Here is a 419-nt window from a genome sequence, read left to right as displayed (position 1 = left end):
CAGTGAGCCGGTTTCCTCGCACGCTCGGCTCACTCGCTCGCGTCCGGGAGGAGTCCTCGTAAGTCGGGATGGTCGCGGCGGTCGATCGGCGCGTCGGGACCACGAACCACCGACGGATCGGTCGCGATCCGGTCCCGCACCCGCTGCCACTCCTCGTGTCGGCAGAGGACATTTACCGGGATCCTGTCGATCCCTAACACCGACGCGATCGACGCTCGGTGGAACCCCTCGCACAGCTGCATCTCGCCGTCACGTCCGATCGCGACTATCGGTTCGAGCCGGTGGGCGTACGCCGTCTCGAAGGCGTTCTCGCCCGAAGCCGGCTCGTGACCGACCTCTGTGTTCGGACGATACCCGTCCTCTTCGATCGACCGGATCAGATCGTCGAGGTACTCGCAGCGGACCTGTCGGTACTCCTC

1 protein-coding gene is annotated in these 419 nt (G+C 65.9%); it reads right to left on the bottom strand.

Annotated elements, in window-relative coordinates; all coding sequences use genetic code 11:
- Positions 1-29: 29 nt before the first annotated feature.
- The coding region (locus EXE45_RS18100; RefSeq protein ID WP_241989539.1) for a ParB N-terminal domain-containing protein at positions 30-419 on the bottom strand (390 nt) is incomplete at its 5' end.

Source organism: Halorubrum sp. SP9 (assembly GCF_005435015.1).
GTDB lineage: Archaea > Halobacteriota > Halobacteria > Halobacteriales > Haloferacaceae > Halorubrum > Halorubrum sodomense.
Note: the sequence above shows the minus strand (reverse complement) of the source record. Positions and strands in the feature narration are given on the sequence as shown.